Source organism: Campylobacter concisus (assembly GCF_050447485.1).
Classification (GTDB): Bacteria; Campylobacterota; Campylobacteria; order Campylobacterales; family Campylobacteraceae; genus Campylobacter_A; species Campylobacter_A concisus_BQ.
The window spans coordinates 1,450,474-1,467,936 of sequence record NZ_JALMFY010000001.1; the positions used below are offsets into that span (position 1 = coordinate 1,450,474).

Below are 17,463 nucleotides of genomic sequence, written 5' to 3' on the forward strand. Positions count from 1 at the left end.
TAAATTTTAGCTAAATAATAAATTTTATTATAAACTAATATTTTCTATCAGCTCAAAATTTTCATTTTTTACAACAAGCAGATCGAGCTGATAGTCCCTGTTTGGCTCATTTTTCATCATATAAAAATTTATTGTTTTTAAAATTTTCATATATTTTGCCTTGTTTAGTCTATACTCCGCTTCGTATCCTCCGCTAGTTGCTTTTACCTCTATAAAATGTAAAATTTTATCACTACTTAGCGCGATGATGTCGATCTCGCCAAATTTAGAGTGAAAATTTCTCTCTAAAATGACAAAACCAAGCTTACGCAAAAACTCGCAAGCCCTATCTTCGGAGCTCTTGCCAAAGAGATACTCTTTTAGCCCCAAGCTACTCCTCGATCCTCATCATAAATGGCTCTTCTTTTATATACTCTTGCTCTTTTAAAAGCTCCATCGTTCGCTTCGCATCAGCCTCTAAGCTCGTGTGCGTCGTGAAAAATAGCACGGCATACTCGCTCTCATCTTTTGGCTTTTGCAGCAAGCTGTCGATCGAGAGGTTGTTTTCACTCATTAAATTTGTGATCTTTGCTAGCACGCCCATTTTGTCTTCAACTTTTAGCCTAAAGTAGTACTTCGTCTTTATCCTGTCGCGATCAAGTAGCTCTAAGGTGTTTAGCTCAAATGGCGCTTTGTATCCAAGCATCGGCGACTTGCTATCTCTTGCGATATCGATGAGATCGCTAATTACCGCACTTGCTGTCGCGTCGCCGCCAGCTCCTGGGCCATAGTACATAGTCTCGCCAACAACCTCGCCAACGACGCTGATCGCATTTGTTACGCCACTTGCCTTTGCTATCATTTTATTTTGTGGTACAAGCGCTGGATGCACGCGTAGTTCGACCTTGCCCTCGCTTTTTTTGGCGATAGCTAGAAGCTTGATAGAGTATTCAAAGTCTTTTGCGAAAAATATATCTTCTGGCGTGATGCCTTGTATCCCTTCGATCAAGATATCCTCTGGATCGCCGTGCACGCCGTATGCGATGCTTGCAAGGATGAGAAGCTTGTGAGCCGTATCAAAGCCGCCCACGTCAAAGGTAGGATCAGCCTCGGCATATCCGAACTCCTGCGCCTTTTTAAGCGCATCTTTGAAATTTGAGCCCTCATTCATCATCGAGGTTAGGATGTAGTTGCTGGTGCCATTTAGTATGCCATTTATGCTTAGGATGTGGTTGGCACTAAGCCCCTCTCTTAGAGCCCTGATGATCGGCACGCCACCAGCCACGCTCGCTTCAAAGCCAAATGGCATATTTTTAGCTAAATTTTGCAAAGCGTATCTGTGATAGGCAAGAAGCGCCTTGTTTGCAGTGACGACCGCTTTTTTGCGCTTTAAAATTTCACTCACCACTCTAAAAGGCTCTTCAACACCGCCCATAAGCTCGACAAAAACGTCGATATCATCGCGGTTTATGACGCTATTTATATCATCAGTTAGCGGTATGCCTACATCTCTTTTTTTGTTTAAATTTCTAACCACACCGATTACTGGCACTATCTCCTCGCCACATCTTGCTGCGATTAGCTTTTTGTTTTTTAGTAAAATTTTTGCGACCGACTCGCCAACGGTTCCAACGCCCAATATCGCTACATTCATTCAAATTCTTTCAAATATTTTTTTATATTTCTTGCTGCTTGCCTTATCCTATTTTCGTTTTCGATAAGAGCTAGACGCACATAGTCGTTTCCTCCCTCGCCAAAACCAATGCCCGGGCTAACGGCGACTGATGCCTTTGTAAGAAGCTGCTTTGAAAACTCAAGACTGCCTAAGTGGCTAACCTTTGGTGGAAGTTTCGCCCAGATAAACATGCTGGCATTTGGCTTTTTAAGCTCCCAACCAGCCTGAGCAAAGGCCTCTATCATCACATCTCTTCTTTTTTCATAAATTTGGCGTATCTCTTCAACACAGCTTTGATCGCCGTCAAGCGCGACTGTGGCTGATACTTGTATCGGCGTAAACATGCCGTAATCAACCCATGATTTTATCTTTTTAAGTGCGGCGCAAAGTCTCTTGTTTCCGCACATAAAGCCGACTCTCCAGCCAGCCATGTTGTAGCTTTTTGAAAGGGTGTAGCATTCGACTGCGACGTCTTTTGCGCCTTCTACTTCAAAGATGCTTGGCGTTTTGTAGCCATCAAAGGTAAGATCAGCGTAGGCGATATCCGAGATGATGTAAAATCTCTCTTGCTTTGCAACGCTTACAAGGCGCTCGTAAAAGCTCTTTTGCACGGTCACGGTCGTTGGATTGTGAGGGAAATTTACGACTACATATTTTGGTTTTGGTGAGCTTGCATGTATCGTCTGGATTAAGTTTTCAAAAAATTTATTCTCATCTAGTTCAAATTTATCATTGTAGTGAAGTGGCATCTTTGCGACACTTCCGCCAGCAAACAAAAAGGCCTGCGTGTGTATCGGATATGCAGGGTCAGGCACGATAGCCACGTCACCTGGGTTTATTATGGCTTGAGCAAGATGCACAAAGCCCTCTTTGCTACCCATGGTGGCAACTGCTTCAGTTTCTGGGTCTAAATTTACGCCGTATTTGCGCTTATACCAGTTGCAAATGGCAAGGCGGAGCTTATAAATTCCAGCGCTGGCTGAGTAGCCGTGAGTCTTGTCTTTTTGTGCGCTTTCGCATAGTTTATCGACGATGTGCTGCGGCGTTCTGCCCTCTGGGTTGCCCATAGAGAAGTCGATGATGTCCTCGCCAGCTCTGCGTGCTGCCATTTTTATAGCATTTACTTCGGCAAAAACGTAGTTTGGCAAACGCTCAATTGTATTAAATCTTATCTCATCAAACACTGTTTGCTCCTATTTTATAAGCTTGATAATTATCTCGTTTTTAATGTTAGTTATGTCGTTATTGTCGCTAATTAACGCATATTTTGCGTCACTAGCTAAATTTATGGTGTAGTTAGTTTTTATCTCGTTTTCTCTTTTTAGATCGATTTGGTTTAAATTTTTATCATAAATTCTAACAAGTGGCACCCATTTGTTTGGCTCGTTTGAGATGATATTTAGGCTACTTGCACCTGCTACATCTACGATATAGACGCCGCCACTTTTGATAAGTGGGGTCTCTTCGTTAAAATTTACTTTTGACGCATCAAGGCTCATATTTTTAGCATCCAAATAAAGCGCTAAATTTCCATCAAGCCTATCAAATCCCATGATCTTAAAGCCACTTTTACTAAGTGTGAAATTTAGTAAATTTGGATCTATGCCGCCACTTTTTAGAGCTAAAATCCCATAAGAAATTTCATTGCCATTTTTTAGAGAATTTACCCTTGCCACGCTTATATTTGCATCTTCAAGAGCTAAATTTATCGATTTTACAAATAGAGCTGAGGGGACTTTTTGCGTGCTTATAAATTTTAAATTTAAGCTATTTGAGCTAAAAGAGAGAGCATCGTAGTTCGAGCTTTGTTTTAGCCTTGAGACCAGCTCGCCAACGTTTAGCGAGCCGTTAGTGTCTAAATTTTCTAAAGAAATTTGTAGATCTTTCCCACTGCTTAGTGCGTTTGCACTGCTATTTAGATCAAAAGCGTATGAAAAAACGCTAAAAAGAAGAAATATGGCTAGTTTTTTTACCAAGATTTGCCCTTATTCATCTCGACAAACTCGTCATAAGTTAAAAATTTCATATCGCCATTTTCTACTAAAAATCTAGCTGGACGGCTTGGGTTATACTTTGTTACTTTATCGCCGATCTTAAGCTCGATGTTGCCATTTCCGCAAACGACTAGCTGTCTTTGGTCTAAATTTATATTGACACTTTTGCTTGTATCGCTTGATGTTTTTTGGCCATTTTCAAGGTTGATGATGCCTATCCAAACGCGTTGTTTTGGTGTGATGACTGCCTCATTTAGCGGCTTTGTCACGTTTTGCTCTATTTTTGGAGCTGGTTGGGCTGCCATGCTAGGTTTTACAGCATTTTGCTCTATACTAGCAGGACTTACAGTCACGTTTTGCTCAGCTGGAGCTGAAATTTTCACGCTTGAAGCGTTTGCATCGGTCTTTGTAGTGTTTTGAGAGATCGTTACGTTTGTGTCGATTATATTTTTCTTCACTTCATTGACGATGCTTGATTGCGAGTAGCTCACGCTTGTGTTGTCTTCATTTAAGCTTGCGATAAAATTTTGGACGTATTTGTAAGCGTCAAAGTAGTAAGCGCTGCCAGCGATGATAGCTAAAATGATGATCCAGAAGAAAAATCCAGCCCCGCCGCCGCTACTTTGTCTTTGGATCGAGACATCCTCAGGTGTGTAAGAAGAAATTTTTGGGCTAACTTTTGTTTTTTTGCTCTCATCAGGCATGTTTTCTTGCATGAAAACGTCGTATTCAGTGAGAAGTTCGCTAAGATCGACGCCGTACTCACGCTGTAAAATTTTGGCGTAGCCTCTCATGTTTAAGCGTGATAATTTTTCAAAATTTTTGTCAAAAATGTATTGTAAAAAAGTGGGTTCAATGTGCGTTTTACGCGAAATTTCCTTTATACCTATCTCTTTTAAATTTTCTAATTCATTCATCTATCATCCTATCACAAATTATCGCAAAAGCTGCACTTACATTTAGGGAATCCCAGCCGTCTTTTAGCTTGATACCGACGCACTCATCGCACTTTGCTAGAGCTTTTTGCGGTATGCCCTCGCCCTCTGAGCCCATCACCAAAGCCCTTTTGCCAGCAAATTTCATCTCTTTTATATTTTTGCCATCACTTGCCGTCGCGTAGAGCTTAAAGCCACACTGTTTTAGCTCGTTTAGAAGGCTAAGTCCGTCTTCAAAAATGGCTATTGGTATCTCGTAAGCAGCACCGCTACTTGACCTTAAAACGCCTTGCATATTTACACTTTTTGTAACGATGACAAGTCCTTCGCAACCTAGAGCATAGGCACTTCTAGCGATAGCACCGATGTTTCCAACGTCGCTTATGCCATAAAGCACGGCGATGAAATTTAGTTTTTTTAGCTCGCTAAAGTCTGAAAACTCAAACTCACTAACGCTTGCTAAGAAGCCTTGATGGTTACCGCCATGCGCCATCGACTGAGCTTTTTGATTATCCACGCGGATGATCTTCTTGCCTGTGCCACAAATTTTTGAGAAGAGTTTTTTATCACACTCTTTTGAGAGATAGATCTCTTCTAGGATCTGTGGGCGCTTGTTCAAAATATGTAAAAATAGCTGTTTTCCGTATATTATCATGGTTGCTTATGGTAGCTAAAGTCAAGTAAAATTTAACTTATTTTGCTTCTAAATTTGAGTGAATTTTTGAAACTTTTTGAGAGAATTTGAGCTTTTAAATTTATGCTTTTATGAGCTCGTCGTATATCTTTTTGACATCTTCGCCAGTTATTTTGCTAAGCAGTTTTGCCTTTGCTTTTGGGGCGATGTCAAGCGAGATGATCTCATCTTTTGTAATGTTTTGAGTGGATGCATTTGCGCTTTTTGAGATGACAACAGCCCACTCGCCGTTTAAATTTGCTTTTTCTAAAATTTGGGCTAAATTTTTGGCTCTATCCTTAAATTTAGTCTCAAATTTTTTGGTGGCCTCTTTTATGGCAAAAATTTCTCTTTCTGGCTCTAAATTTGCAACGCTTTGCACTAAGCTTAATATGCGTTTTGGGCTTTCATAGATCACGGCTGGATAGGCTAAATTTAAAGCATTTTGTATAGCTAAAGCCCTCTCTCTACCGGTATTTGGTAAAAAGCCTAAAAAAACAAACTCTTTATCGCAAAGTCCGCTTGCAACCACGCTTAAAAGTGCGGCGTTTGCTCCGCTTAAAATTTCGTATTTGATATCATTTTTTTGAGCGTATCTTACTAGGCTAACGCCTGGATCGCTTATGCCTGGCATGCCAGCGTCGCTCATATAAGCTACATTTTTGCTCCAAATTTCATCACTTAAATTTGCAAAAAATCCATCTTCGTTGTGAGTGTGAAGTGGGATAAAATTTGAGATGTTTATGTTTGCGTCAAAGCGTTCGTTTAGTAGATTTACAAGGCTTTTGCAAACTCTTGTATCTTCGCAGATAGCTATCTCGCATTCACGCAAAATTTTGATCGCACGAAGCGAGATATCTTCTAAATTTCCTATTGGAGTAGGAACAAAGTAGAGCAAGGCTTATTTTTGAGCGTATTTTTTCTTAAATTTCTCAACACGGCCAGCGCTATCAACTATCTTTTCGCTGCCTGTGAAAAATGGGTGGCACTTGTCACAAATGTCAATTCTGATTTCACTTTTGTTTGACTTTGTCTTAAAAGTGTTGCCACACGCGCAAGTTACGGTGCAATCTACATACTCTGGATGGATCTCTTTTTTCATCATCTTTCCTTTATTATTTTGGGCTATTTGTTACCTTAAAAGTTGCTGATTATATAAAAACTAATCTAAAAATCAAATAAATCAAGCAAGAAATTTTGCCGCAACTGATATGACTGCGGTCTGTGATCTTAGGATATTTTTTGTATTTAGACCGTAGATATTTTTAAATTTAGCCGTCTCATCCTCGCTAAATCCGCCCTCTGGACCAATTATCAAAATTTCATCATCTCTTTTTTCATTTAAATTTTTGCCACCAAAATTTATGGCCGAGACATTTTTATAAACGTTCATTAGCTCGTCTAAATTTTTGTAAATTTCAAACTCCATTAGCGACGTTCGTCCGCACTGCTCGCATGAAAGTGCGGTTATGTAGTTTAGCTTTTCAAGGTCGATCTTGAAATTTGCCTGAGAAAATTTAGTATAGACAAAGGCAATCTTGCCAATGCCAAGCTCATTTAAAAATGGCAGCGCCTTTTCGATCGTCTTTGGATCGACAACCGCCCAAGCGATGATAAAGTCAAATTTATGCTCGCAGTTTAGGCTGGCAAAGACAAGGCTTAAATTCGCACTTCTGCGCTCTATCTCATCGATCTCGTAGATATACTCTTTGCCATCGTGTAAATTTCTAACACTTATGCGCTCACCTGCTTCAACCCTTCTTGCTTTTAGGTGTAAAAATGCCTCATTTACTATTTTTAAGCGCTCTTCACCAGCGTTTTTGTCATACAAAAATTTCATCTAAATCCCTGCTATGATGATCAAAATAATGTCACAAATGCCTTTAATAAGGGCAAATTTTTTAAATTTCTCTAGCTCGCCAGCAAACGCAAATTTTTTTAGCCTTTTATACCCAACTGCGCTAAGTGCGATTAAGGCTATTAAGATAAGAAGCATTTTTATGGCGTTAAATTTTGGCTCGTAACTATAATATGCCCACAAAATAAGCCCAGTTAGCACCAAAAAGCTAAGCAGCATATGATAAATAGGCAAGAAATACCTTATGCGAAGCACGTAGTTTTTGCTTCTCACTCCAAACTGAGTAAGCGCTAGATAAAGCACCGCTAAGGCAAGTAGCACATAAAAAAATGTCACATGAAATGGCAAAGCATAAGCATAAAGTGAGCTTAAATGTTCGTTCATTTCTTCTCTTTAGGGGGCTCGTTTTCTTCGACGACTGGCTCAGGTGGCAGCTGCTCGTCGATAGTTACATTCGCATCAGGCTGAGCTATCGTAACATCACTAGGGACTGGCTCACTAACGTCACTTTTGGCCTCTTCTTTATCTCCACATCCCAAAAATACGCCAGCTATAAGCAAAAAAGAGGTTATAAATTTTTTCATTAAACGTCCTTTGGATTTTCTATTTTTATCTTATTTATCATCTTTTCAAGCAAATTTTTATCTTCCCACTCGTCTATAATCGCCTTGGAAAATTTGATATCGCTAAGCCTTATCTCGCCCATTTGTGGGTTTATCGCGTCTTCTTTGAAGCACTGCGCATAGCCAGTGTCGGTTTCATGGACGATGACGCTATGAAGCTTCACTTCTCGCTCGCCGTTGTTCATCACGCTAAGCTCAAGTATCCGCTCGATCATGACAAAAAATATACGGCAAAACTGCTCTGCGCTGGGATTTAGCGGGATCTCGATCCACCTTGCAGAGTGCTTTTTAAGGTCGTTTTTGTATTCGTCACTATCGCCTGAAAATATGGTCGTAGCGTGATCAAAGCTATCGATGATCGTTTTTATGTTTTGCTTCATCAGCCCAAAGTCATAGACCATGCCAGCGTTATCAAGAAAATTTGAGCTAAGTAAAATTTCTGCTATGTAGCTGTGACCGTGGATGCTCGTTCTGCAGCGCTTTGAGCTACAAAACCTCACGATATGCGCATTTTCAAATCTAAAAAGTTTTCTAATAATCATCAAACACCCTCTTTGTCGCCCCAAAGCCTGATGTGGATACGCTCTGAGTAGTTAAATCCATGCTTTATGGCAAATTGCGCTGTTTTTAGGGCATTTTTGCTTAGCTCGTCCTCATTTGCACCCATCGCCATGCACCAAACTGGCAAATTTGCTCTATCTTTTATATATAAAATTTCCTCCAGCTCGCTTTTGTCAAAGCGCGAGAGGACAAATTTTAAAAAGCTGCTTTTTGCGTTATTTTTGATAGCCAAAATGGCATCTAAATTTATGCGTTTTTGCTCGCTAACTCCGCTATTTGCTAGCTTGATGCCAAGTGCAAAATGGCAGTTTTTATAAATTTCAAATTTATCAAAATCAACCAAGATCGTGCCATTTGTCTCAAAATGCACCTCGTAATTTATAAGCAAATTTCTTACCAAATTTATGAAATTTTCATTTTGATGCCAGATGAGTGGCTCGCCGCCTGTTAAAACGATGATCGGCTTTTGCTCTAAGCCTTTACAAAGCCCATCAACTAGGCTTAAAATTTCATCTGCGCTATATGTTTTGTGGTGAAAATGTCCCTTAAAAACGGCTCTTATGCTATCGCATCCTAAAAGCTCTTCGCCTGTTTTTAAAGACCTTGTCTTTACACCAAAGCCAGAGCAGTTTAGGTTGCAGCCCAAAAAGCGTAAAAACACAGCGAGCCTGCCCTGATAAGCGCCCTCGCCTTGGATGCTTAAAAATGCCTCAACTAATTCTAGCTCTTTGCTCATCAACCACCAGTTTGGTAAAAGGCCCTTGAAGAGGTTTCATTTTCAGCTCCTAGAGCCCATTTGTTCTCTTTTGGCTTGTTAGCTAGCACTTGCCTTAAGATCTCGCTTGCTGCGACGATGTCGCCATTTGCAACTGCTTTTTTGATACTTAGCGCATCTTCAAAGTAAAGGCAAGGTATCAAAAGCCCTTCAGCGCTTAGTCTGATGCGGTTGCAACTCTCGCAAAAGTCGTGTTTGTGAGGGTCAATGATGCCAAATTTATAGCCGTCATCGAGCCTGTAAATAGACGCAGGTGCGTTTGGTAACTTTTCATCTTTTGTGACATTATATTTTTGCAAGATGATATTTAAAATTTCATCGCTTTTTAGCCCTTTTAGATCCTCTTTGGCGTGCGAATTTTCCATATATTCGATAAATCTGATCTGAGAATTTCTAAATTTAGCAAACTCAAGCAAATTTACGAGCTCATCGTCGTTAAAGCCTTTTAGCGCGACGGTGTTTATCTTTACCTTTAATCCAGCATCAAGTGCCGCCTCAAAGCCAGCTAAAACCTCGTGCAAGACGCTCTTTTGAGCGATAAATTTAGCTTTTTGCTCATTTAGCGTATCAAGCGACATATTTATGCGCTTTAGACCAGCGTCTTTTAGCCTTTTGGCAAAGTGTGGCAGCATAAAGCCATTTGTCGTAAGCGCTAGATCGATGTCTGGCTTATAATCGCTTATCATCTTTATAAAGACGTCCAGATCCTTGCGCACGAGTGGCTCGCCGCCTGTAATCCTGATCTTTTTCACACCCTCGTCGATAGCTACTTTGACAAATAAAAATAGCTCTTCAAATGTCAGTAAATTCTCTTTTGGCGTCCAACTAAATGGCGTCGTAGGCATGCAATATCTACATCTAAAATTGCAACGCTGCGTCACAGAAATTCTTAAATAATCAACAACCCGACCATATTTATCTATTAGCATAAAGCACCTTTTTTAAGCTTGGTTAGAGCTTTTTTAATTTTCAATTATATGTTAAAAGATTTAAATTTAAATAAAAATTTAAGCTAATTTTTGTAGTTTAAGAGTAGTTTTGTCTTTTAAAATTAGCCCAAATTTAGGCTAATTTATGAAATTTAAGCACAAATTCAACTCGCCCCATACCCACGTGAAGATCTTTAGCGATCATGGCTGCACTTTTGCCATCTTTAAACATCTTTAGGATCTGCTCTTCTTCATTTATAACGCTTGGGGCGATTTTATTGATATCTCTTGTTCGCTCTTCAAGGTTAAACATCCTATCTTTTTGCTCGTTTGCAAAGTCATCGATCACTCGCTCGATGCTCTTTATAGCGCGGATTATCGGCACGATTTTTTCATTGATCTGCTCGTTTATCTGCTCTTTTAGCTCATCTTTTACATCTTTTAGCTGCTCGTCGTCATCAGGCTTAAAGCTTGCCAGTGCGGCTAGCTGTTTTTTGAGATTATAGTTTTCTTGCATGGCGCTCTCTATGGCACGCTCATACCTTGTAAATTTCTTATTTGTTTCGCTATCTTTTATAAATATCAAAGCTATTATTATCGCTAAAACGATGCCAAAACCTAAAAAAATGTAAATTTCCATATTTTTCCTTTACGAATTCGCTCTAAGCTCTCTTATCATCACACGCTCTCTAGCCGTCACGTAAGCGTTCCAGTCGGCCTCGTCCTCTTCGTGCATGTTCTCTATCTTTGCTAGCCTCTCATCCTGCGCCCTTAGATAAAGGCTCAAATTTCTCTTTGGAAAGATAGGCATCGCGATCCTTGCGTAGTAAATTTCACCTTTTTTAAATTTATCTTCGCTTATTTTTATATGCGTAAAGCCGATCTCATCGATATCTGCGCTCTCTTTTAGCGGCAAGTATTGCTTGTGCTCGTTTTTTATATAATCACTAAGCGCGTCGATCTTTCTATGAAGCTCGATGACAAGCGTTAGCAAGACTTGGTCGCTCTCTTTGGTCTCGCCGCGTGATTTAGCTCGCTTTAGCCACGCTCCAAGCGCATCTTCGTCGCCTGGCAAGATAGAGTTAAATTCTCTTAAAAATTTCTCATCCCCACTTCTGTCGCACTCATAAACCATGCTAAGAGGCGCTTTAAAAAGCCTTACTTCGCTCATAATACACTGATCCAAACAAAGATGAAAAATAAAATTCCCAAGTAGCCATTTAGCGTGAAAAATGCCCGATCTATCTTGCTAAAGTCGCGCATTACGATCCTGTGCTCGAAAAATAATATCACGCCGCTTACCACAATGCCAAAAAATGCCATCGCTCCAAGTCCAGCCGCCCAAGCAAAAAGTAGCCAAAGTATAAAGGCTAGAGCGTGAAAAATGGCTGATAAAAATAGTGTCGCCTTGTCGCCGTAAATGGCTGGTATGCTAAAGAGCTTGTTTTCTTGGTCAAATTTAATATCTTGTAGCGAGTAGAGCAGGTCAAATCCAGCCACCCAAAATGTCACACCAAGGCAAAGTAGCACGCTCCAAAGCGGTATGGCAGCGCTCACTGCGACCACGCCAGCGATCGGAGCAAGTCCAAGACTAAGGCCTAGCACCAAGTGCGCTAGCTCGCTAAAACGCTTAAATAGCGAGTATCCGCCAAGCACGGCAAGTATGGGGAAGCTTAACCAAAATGCGAGCGAATTTACAAAATAAGCGCAGATGATAAAGATAAGCGCGTTTGCCGCGATAAAAAGCTGCATATTGCCCTTGCCGATGCGCCCATCGACGCTTGGACGGCTTGCGGTGCGTGGGTTTAGCTTGTCGATGTCCTCGTCTTGGTATCTGTTAAACGCCATGGCGAAATTTCTAGCACTGACCGCGCAAATAGTGCCTAAGATAAGCAGTTTAAAGCCAAACCAAGCCGAGCCATTTTCTATCTTGCTCGCAACTATCATCGCCACAAAGATAAAGGGCAGGGCAAAAACTGAGTGCTTAAAAACGATGAGTTCTGCGATATCTTTTAGCTTTTTGATCATATAAATTTCCATCTTTTTTAAAAAGTGTCTGATTTTACATCATTTTGCTTTAAATCTAAATTTATATTATCATTGCCACATTATTTTAAAATGAAGGGTTATGATGAGTAAAATAGCGATTATCGGAGATAGTTTTAGTGCGTTATTTACGGCGCTTGAGCTAGCTAAAAAGGGCGAGGAAATTTTAGTTATTAGTAGCCAAAAAGATGAGTTTGAGAGCGGAATTTTAACCCCATTTAACACCCCAGCGCTCGCAAGAGATGGAGCGATATCTAGCTCATTTATGGGGCTGGTTAGTAAAAAAAGCGAGCTTGATATATCGCTTTGCCTAAATGAAAATTTTAGAGCTTGGATGGCGAATTTCACGCTTAAATCAACAAAGGCTCACGATAAAAAGATGAGAATTTTGTTTAAGAAATTTGGACAAAAGAGCTTTGAAATTTTAAAAGAGCTAAACGAAAAATATCCGCAGATAAATTTTGATGAGAGTGGCGTTTATCTCGTTTTTAGCGAGGATGAGAGCTTTAAAAAGAGACTTGATGAGATGAAAGTCGCTGATAGCGAGCAAGAAATTTTAAGCGTGGATAGTGAGCTAGCAAATTTTGGTCTGATAAATAAAAATGTAAAAGGGGCACTAAATTTAGCTAAAAACGCAAGCATTGACGCGGTTGAGCTAAAAAAGGCGCTTGTTAGCGAGCTAAACGAACTTGGAGCGCAGTTTATAAATGATGAAATTTATGAGCTAAAAACGCAGGGACAAGCCGTACAAAAGGCTGTTGGCAGGGCTGGCGAATACGAGGCTGATAACTTTGTAGTGGCTAGTAGAAGCTTGGAGCTTTCAAGCAAGCTTGGGACAAATTTAAGTGCCATTTTGGCTAAATTTTACACGATAGATCTCGCGCTAAGCGAGGGCCAGATCCCTAAAAAACCGATCATTTTAAATGATATGTTTGCCAAAATTTATCCAACCAAAAATGGCGTCACGATCATCACAAATTTACAAGTGGGCGCGATCGATACGCTTGTAAAAACAGAAAAGATCAACGCATTTTTAAACGAGCTAAAAAGACACCTTGGCATAAGCGAGTTAAAAGAGCCTAGTTTTAGGGCAAATTTCGTGCTTCTTAGCTCAAACGACAAGCCAGCGATCGGACGCGACGAGACATATCAAAATTTACTCTACAACCAAGCGTACGGGCTAAACGAACTAAGCTTTGCACCGCACTTTGCAGGCGTTTTAGCTGATCTTATAAAAGAGGGCAAAAGTAACGAGCAGAGTGATGAAATTTTGCTATTTAGCTCATTTTACGAGGGCTAAGCTTGTTTGGCGAGCTAGCACTAATTGGCACCACGGCAAGCGGCAAGAGCGATCTAGCCTTTGAGCTAGCAAAGGAATTTGGCGGCGTCATTTTAAGCCTTGATTCGCTTGCGCTTTACAAAGAGATAGATATCGCCAGCGCAAAGCCAAAGCCTTGGCAGCTGGGGGCTGTGAGGCACTTTGGGGTGGATGAAATTTACCCTGATGAGGAGTTTAGCGTTGGGGCGTTTTTTGAAATTTACAAAAATGCAAAGAAATTTGCGCGCTCGCAAGAGTGCTTGCTCATCATCACGGGAGGCAGTGGCTTTTATCTAAAGGCGATGCTAAGCGGTCTTGCGCCAGACGTGCCAAAATGCGAGCTAAATTTAAGCAACGAAGAAATTTACGAGCTAGCTTTACAAAATGACCCTGAGTTTGCAGGCAAATTTAGCCAAAACGACTCTTATCGCCTTGAAAAATGGTATCAAATTTATAAATTTAGCGGCCAAATTCCAAGCATTTGGCTAAAGCAAAACACTAAGCCAAGCGTCATAAAAGAGCTTGCGATATTTGAAATTTTGTGGGATAAAGAGGAGCTTAGAGCTCGCATAGCAAAGCGAACGAAAAATATGCTAGATGAGGGCTTGATAGATGAGGCGAAGTTTTTATTTGAGAAGTATAAGAGCGAGCCAAAACCCTTAAAGTCGATAGGGCTAAAAGAGTGCAAGCAGTTTTTGGAGGGTGAAATTTCAAAAAGCGAACTAGAAATGCTCATCGCCACGCACACAGCCCAGCTTGCTAAGCGTCAGCGAACCTTTAATCGATCGCAGTTTGAGAAGAAATTTGTGGGTGACTTGGCACAGACTAGAGGTGAAATTTTGAAATTTTTAAAAGGGTAAATTTAAATTGTCTAGGTGGTAAATTTAATTTAGCAGGGGGGGGCGAACAGCTCCAAAAGAAGCCGTTCGATAAATTTATATAGGCATAACCCTGATTTTTGGGCTTAGGCTCTCTTGCAATACATTTTCTATCGCATAAAGCGTGCCAGTCGAGCCGCTTGAACAGCCTGAGCAAGCGCCAAGATAGCGGATATAAACGTCGATATTTTCGCCGTTGTCGTTTCTGATGTCTATGATCTCTAAATTTCCGCCATCCATCATAAGCATCGGGCGGATCTCTTTATCGATGATCGACTCGATCGCTTTTAGCTGGCCAACCATCGTCATGCTCTCAAAGCTAACGTCGCTAAGCGTGTTGTTTGCTTGAGCATTTGCCTGAGCTTCGAGCCTCTCTTGCTCCATCTCAGCCCTAGTATCGCGTAAGATATCAACCAAATAGTAGTCTTTTTTCTCGTGTCCGCCAGGTCTAACGCATGATTTACAAAATGCGCCTGCTTTTGTGTATTGCGTGATCTCCTCAACCGTATGAAGGTCGTTTAGTCTTATCACCTCTTTGATAGTGCCAAGGCTCACTCTAGCGCACTCGCAAACGATGATCTCATCTTCAAAGTGCTCTGGGTCTATGCCCTTGTAGCTTGCAGCAGCTGCCTTGATAACGTCATATGCCATGACCGAGCAGTGCATCTTTTGAGGTGGCACAGCTGGAGTATCTGGGTTGTCGCGCATAGCTCTTTCGACATCAAGGTTTGTGATCTTAACCGCCTCATCGACTGTTTTGCCGATGCAAAGCTCAGCCATCGTATCAGAGCTAGCTATAGCCGTACCACAGCCAAAGCTTTTAAATTTAGCGTCTATTATCTTGTCAGTTTTCTCATCAACGAGCCAGTAAAGCCTTACCGCATCGCCGCAGCTTTCCGCGCCAAAGTCAGCGATGATGAGCTTTGCGTTTGCTTTTTTGGCGTCTTCTTCGGTTAGCTCGCCCATGAATTTAGGATTGTTCATCCTATCTTGCACTACCTTTGAGTATTCATCCCAGATAGAGCCGCCGATTAAGTTATTTTTTGCCATATTTTTCCTTTAAATTTTATAATCCACTCTTATGCCACTCTGGGGCGTACGCGAAGGTGCTTGATATGCCTCTTAGCCTATTTACCGCTTTTGTTATATGTTCGATCGCGTAGTCGATCTCCTCTTCGGTGTTAAACCTAGAAAGTGAGAGTCTAAGTGCGGTGTGGGCTAGCTCTTTGTCAGCGCCGATAGCCTCCATGATAGGGTTGCTCTCTAGCGTCTCGCTCGCACAGGCAGAGCCGGTAGATGCTGCTATGCCAGCTCTATTTAGGTCCCAAAGCATAGCCTCACCCTCGACGCCTTTGATAGAAGCTAGGATGGTGTTTGGCACGCGCTGCTCTTTTTTACCAACGACGCTAACGTCAGGAATTTGCAGTAGTGCGTCTTCAAGTTTGTCACGCAAACGACGAACGTGTGAGTGCTCGTAATCCATAAATTTATTTGCCAGCTCAAGCGCCTTACCCATGCCAACGATGCCAGGTACATCAAGTGTGCCGCTTCTGCGTCCGCCCATGTGCTCGCCGCCGTGAAGCAAGCTGCTTAGTGGCATGCTATTTTTTATAAATAACGCGCCAACGCCCTTTGGTCCGTGAAATTTATGCGCCGAAAAGCTTAGAAAATCAACGTCTAGGTCTTGAACATCTATCTTTATCTTGCCAACTGCTTGTACGGCATCGGTGTGAAATAATGCGCCGTATTCGTGAGCGACTTTGGCAAGCTCTTTTATAGGAAAGATCATACCAGTTTCGTTGTTTGCGCTCATTATGGCGACAAGTGCGACGTTTTCGTCCATGACAGTCCTTAGCTGATCTGGAGTAACGAAACCATCGCTATTTACGTCTAAAACCGTAAGCTCCACGCCATATTTTTCTAGAAATTTACAAGTTGCTAAAATGGCTGGATGCTCGACCGCGGTTGTAACGATGCGTTTTTTCTCGCCAGTTGCTATTTTGTCAAAGTAGATGCCTTTTACAACCCAGTTGTTGCTCTCGGTCGCACATGAGGTAACGACGATGTCATCGCTATCTTTTGCGTTTATGCCAGCGTAGAGCTGATCTAGCGCTGTTCTTAGCGCTGGGTGGGTTTCTGAGCCAAATTTGTGAAGTGAGTTTGGATTGCCGTATTTTTCGCAAAAAAACGGCTTCATAAGCTCAAAAGCCTCTGGATCAACCATCGTTGTAGCGTTATTGTCTAAATATACTCTCAAATTTAAAACCTTAATTCGGATAAAAAATATCCCTTTTATTTTTGATGGGATATTATAACAAAAAAGTTAAAAGCAAGTTTAAAAAAATGCTTTAGTTTTTTCAATATTTAGCTCATTTTGATAGTAAAAAATATTGAAATTCTTTATCAATATTTGGCGGATACGCTATTTGCAAAATTTCGTCTAAAAGAGCCTATTTTACTCTTAATATTAATTCTTTTTCTTAAGGATTAAAAATTTAAAAGCGAGGTAATTAATCGTAACGTAAATATTGCGACAATAAAATAAGCAAAATAAAATTTCTAAAAGGATATAGGATGAAATTTATAGGCATTATACTTCTACTACTAACAAGCATATTTTTAATAGCCTGCTCTGCAAATCAAGCAAGCAATAATACAAGTAACTCTGAAATAAAAGAGCTTGGTAAAAAATATGGAGGGGTTTATATATTTAATAAGAAATTCTATGATGAGATAGAAAAGCAAGAGCAAATAAGAGATGGCAAAAGAAAAGAAATTTTAGAAAGAATAAAGACGATACCTAATAAAAATGAGAGAAATAAAAAAATGAGAGAAATTTTAAAGCTAGAATTTTATGACAATCCTAAAATGCAACAAATTCTTTCAAATGGAAAGCAATATTATACCAGCTGGATAGACTACGAAAGACAAACTAAAAAAACACTACCAAACATAGATGTTTTTTATGAAAACAAGATAAAGCACATAACTGGACAAAGGGGATATGAATATGCCACTGTGTTGCCACTGTACCTATATATAGATGACAATGAGCAACCTAAATATATAAGCATATCGGTTGGCTATGATTTTGAAGTAACTAAATATGGTCTTTATGGAGATGAAGGTAGAGGTTTTTCTTTATCGAGAAAAGAGACTAGATATGTAAAAGGTGGAAATAAATTTTATATAGAAGATTTAGAAAAATAAATAAAGAGT

The 17,463-nt window shown here is 40.5% G+C and carries 22 protein-coding genes; 3 read left to right on the plus strand and 19 right to left on the minus strand.

The window, feature by feature from the left end; genetic code table 11:
* Nucleotides 1–27 precede the first annotated feature (27 nt).
* The 17 genes from MTT29_RS07360 to mqnP form a co-directional block, all read right to left on the minus strand.
* Nucleotides 28–369: a YraN family protein gene (locus tag MTT29_RS07360; protein WP_004317970.1), complete on the minus strand. Its 342-nt coding sequence runs from the start codon at nucleotides 367–369 to the stop codon at nucleotides 28–30.
* A gap of 1 nt (nucleotide 370) precedes the next feature.
* Entirely contained in the window at nucleotides 371–1,633 is a 1,263-nt protein-coding gene (locus tag MTT29_RS07365; RefSeq protein ID WP_429800207.1) for a homoserine dehydrogenase, read from the minus strand.
* Entirely contained in the window at nucleotides 1,630–2,838 is a 1,209-nt protein-coding gene (locus MTT29_RS07370) for an LL-diaminopimelate aminotransferase (protein ID WP_103583400.1), read from the minus strand. The genes MTT29_RS07365 and MTT29_RS07370 overlap by 4 nt, the downstream gene beginning before the upstream one ends.
* 9 nt (nucleotides 2,839–2,847) lie before the next feature.
* The gene (locus MTT29_RS07375) at nucleotides 2,848–3,630 is read right to left on the minus strand and encodes a hypothetical protein (RefSeq protein WP_429800208.1); all 783 of its coding nucleotides are present in this window, start codon (nucleotides 3,628–3,630) and stop codon (nucleotides 2,848–2,850) included.
* Entirely contained in the window at nucleotides 3,624–4,565 is a 942-nt protein-coding gene (locus MTT29_RS07380; RefSeq protein WP_429800209.1) for a phosphatidylglycerophosphate synthase, read from the minus strand. The genes MTT29_RS07375 and MTT29_RS07380 overlap by 7 nt, the downstream gene beginning before the upstream one ends.
* On the minus strand, nucleotides 4,558–5,238 hold the full coding sequence (gene rlmB / locus MTT29_RS07385) for a 23S rRNA (guanosine(2251)-2'-O)-methyltransferase RlmB (RefSeq protein ID WP_429800210.1): 681 nt from the start codon (nucleotides 5,236–5,238) through the stop codon (nucleotides 4,558–4,560). The genes MTT29_RS07380 and rlmB overlap by 8 nt, the downstream gene beginning before the upstream one ends.
* Nucleotides 5,239–5,338: 100 nt before the next feature.
* Complete coding sequence (gene rsmI, locus MTT29_RS07390; protein WP_429800211.1) at nucleotides 5,339–6,154, minus strand: 16S rRNA (cytidine(1402)-2'-O)-methyltransferase; 816 nt, start codon at nucleotides 6,152–6,154, stop codon at nucleotides 5,339–5,341.
* Between the two features lie 3 nt (nucleotides 6,155–6,157).
* Nucleotides 6,158–6,358, minus strand: coding sequence for a 50S ribosomal protein L31 (rpmE, locus tag MTT29_RS07395; protein WP_009295018.1), 201 nt, complete (start codon nucleotides 6,356–6,358; stop codon nucleotides 6,158–6,160).
* A gap of 81 nt (nucleotides 6,359–6,439) precedes the next feature.
* On the minus strand, nucleotides 6,440–7,096 hold the full coding sequence (locus MTT29_RS07400) for a 16S rRNA (uracil(1498)-N(3))-methyltransferase (protein WP_429800212.1): 657 nt from the start codon (nucleotides 7,094–7,096) through the stop codon (nucleotides 6,440–6,442).
* Nucleotides 7,097–7,498: a hypothetical protein gene (locus tag MTT29_RS07405; RefSeq protein ID WP_429800213.1), complete on the minus strand. Its 402-nt coding sequence runs from the start codon at nucleotides 7,496–7,498 to the stop codon at nucleotides 7,097–7,099.
* On the minus strand, nucleotides 7,495–7,698 hold the full coding sequence (locus tag MTT29_RS07410; protein ID WP_009295012.1) for a hypothetical protein: 204 nt from the start codon (nucleotides 7,696–7,698) through the stop codon (nucleotides 7,495–7,497). The genes MTT29_RS07405 and MTT29_RS07410 overlap by 4 nt, the downstream gene beginning before the upstream one ends.
* Nucleotides 7,698–8,279 carry a 6-pyruvoyl trahydropterin synthase family protein gene (locus tag MTT29_RS07415; RefSeq protein WP_429800468.1) on the minus strand — a complete coding sequence of 194 codons (582 nt, stop codon included), beginning with the start codon at nucleotides 8,277–8,279 and terminating at the stop codon, nucleotides 7,698–7,700. The genes MTT29_RS07410 and MTT29_RS07415 overlap by 1 nt, the downstream gene beginning before the upstream one ends.
* Nucleotides 8,279–9,034 (minus strand): 7-carboxy-7-deazaguanine synthase QueE, encoded by a 756-nt coding sequence (locus MTT29_RS07420; RefSeq protein WP_429800214.1) that lies wholly within the window; start codon nucleotides 9,032–9,034, stop codon nucleotides 8,279–8,281. Before MTT29_RS07420 ends, MTT29_RS07415 begins: the two co-directional genes overlap by 1 nt.
* Nucleotides 9,034–10,002: a GTP 3',8-cyclase MoaA gene (moaA, locus tag MTT29_RS07425; RefSeq protein ID WP_103590343.1), complete on the minus strand. Its 969-nt coding sequence runs from the start codon at nucleotides 10,000–10,002 to the stop codon at nucleotides 9,034–9,036. The genes MTT29_RS07420 and moaA overlap by 1 nt, the downstream gene beginning before the upstream one ends.
* Nucleotides 10,003–10,135: 133 nt before the next feature.
* Nucleotides 10,136–10,642, minus strand: coding sequence for a DUF6115 domain-containing protein (locus MTT29_RS07430; RefSeq protein ID WP_103590342.1), 507 nt, complete (start codon nucleotides 10,640–10,642; stop codon nucleotides 10,136–10,138).
* Between the two features lie 9 nt (nucleotides 10,643–10,651).
* A complete protein-coding gene (locus tag MTT29_RS07435) occupies nucleotides 10,652–11,173 on the minus strand; it encodes a hypothetical protein (protein WP_103590341.1) in 522 nt (173 codons plus the stop codon).
* A complete protein-coding gene (gene mqnP / locus MTT29_RS07440; RefSeq protein WP_429800215.1) occupies nucleotides 11,170–12,030 on the minus strand; it encodes a menaquinone biosynthesis prenyltransferase MqnP in 861 nt (286 codons plus the stop codon). The genes MTT29_RS07435 and mqnP overlap by 4 nt, the downstream gene beginning before the upstream one ends.
* 103 nt (nucleotides 12,031–12,133) lie before the next feature.
* Between mqnP and MTT29_RS07445 the strand changes: the two genes are divergently transcribed.
* Both MTT29_RS07445 and miaA read left to right on the plus strand, forming a co-directional pair.
* The gene (locus tag MTT29_RS07445; RefSeq protein WP_429800216.1) at nucleotides 12,134–13,348 is read left to right on the plus strand and encodes an NAD(P)/FAD-dependent oxidoreductase; all 1,215 of its coding nucleotides are present in this window, start codon (nucleotides 12,134–12,136) and stop codon (nucleotides 13,346–13,348) included.
* 2 nt (nucleotides 13,349–13,350) lie between these two features.
* Nucleotides 13,351–14,226: a tRNA (adenosine(37)-N6)-dimethylallyltransferase MiaA gene (gene miaA, locus MTT29_RS07450; protein WP_429800217.1), complete on the plus strand. Its 876-nt coding sequence runs from the start codon at nucleotides 13,351–13,353 to the stop codon at nucleotides 14,224–14,226.
* 75 nt (nucleotides 14,227–14,301) lie between these two features.
* On the opposite strand, the gene MTT29_RS07455 is transcribed toward miaA, so the two are convergent.
* Both MTT29_RS07455 and MTT29_RS07460 read right to left on the minus strand, forming a co-directional pair.
* Entirely contained in the window at nucleotides 14,302–15,294 is a 993-nt protein-coding gene (locus MTT29_RS07455) for an iron-sulfur cluster assembly scaffold protein NifU (RefSeq protein WP_004318029.1), read from the minus strand.
* Nucleotides 15,295–15,310: 16 nt separating this feature from the next.
* Nucleotides 15,311–16,501 (minus strand): NifS family cysteine desulfurase, encoded by a 1,191-nt coding sequence (locus MTT29_RS07460; RefSeq protein WP_429800218.1) that lies wholly within the window; start codon nucleotides 16,499–16,501, stop codon nucleotides 15,311–15,313.
* A gap of 317 nt (nucleotides 16,502–16,818) precedes the next feature.
* Between MTT29_RS07460 and MTT29_RS07465 the strand changes: the two genes are divergently transcribed.
* Nucleotides 16,819–17,454: a tRNA 2-selenouridine synthase gene (locus MTT29_RS07465; protein ID WP_429800219.1), complete on the plus strand. Its 636-nt coding sequence runs from the start codon at nucleotides 16,819–16,821 to the stop codon at nucleotides 17,452–17,454.
* The last annotated feature ends 9 nt before the right edge of the window (nucleotides 17,455–17,463 follow it).